1 protein-coding gene is annotated in these 711 nt (G+C 72.2%); it reads right to left on the reverse strand.

Features of this window, described 5'->3' with window-relative positions:
• A partial coding sequence (locus VO99_RS27505; protein ID WP_046116164.1) for an autotransporter-associated beta strand repeat-containing protein occupies positions 1-711 on the reverse strand: 711 nt, incomplete at both ends.

The raw sequence follows: 711 nt of genomic DNA on the forward strand, positions 1-711 counted from the left end.
GTGGTGCCGCCGCCGTAGCTGTTGTCGGCGGTCAGCGTGAGCAGGCCGGCGCCTGCCTGCCGCAGGGCGCCGCTGCCGCCGATGCTGTTGGCCAGCGTGATGGCATTGCTGCGGTCGACGATCAGCGTGCCGTCGTTGGTGATGGCGCCGCCGGCCAACGAGCCGGTGGTGCCGCCGTTGCCCAGCTGCAGGCTGCCGCCGGCCGCGATGCTGGTGCCGCCCGCGTAGCTGTTGCTGCCGGTCAGCGTGAAGCTGCCGCTGCCCTGCTTGATGAGCTGCAGCGTGTTGGCCACCGTCACGCTGCCGGTGATGCTGCCGCTGAACAGCGTGCTGGTGTTGTTGCCGCCGGTGCTCAGCGCCTGGTCGGTGGCCAGGGCCACGGTGCCCGCGCCGGCCAGCGAGCCGATGGTCTCGCTGGTGTCGATGGTCAGCGTGGTGCCGGCATCCACCTGCACCGCGCTGCCGTCGCCGATGGCGCTGCCGCCCTGCAGCGTCAGGCCGCCGGTGCCGCTCACGGTGGTGGTGCCGCCGTAGCTGTTGCCGCCCGACAAGGTGAGCAGCCCGGTGCCCGCCTGCGTCAACGATCCGCTGCCGCTGATGGCATTGCCCACCGCCAGCGCATTGCTGCGGTTGAACACCAGCGCACCGTTGTTGACCACCGCGCCGCCGCCCAGCGTGCCGGTGGTGCCGCCGTTGCCCACCTGCAGCGTG

Origin of the sequence: Aquincola tertiaricarbonis (genome assembly GCF_000969605.1) — a bacterium.
GTDB lineage: Bacteria > Pseudomonadota > Gammaproteobacteria > Burkholderiales > Burkholderiaceae_C > Aquincola > Aquincola tertiaricarbonis.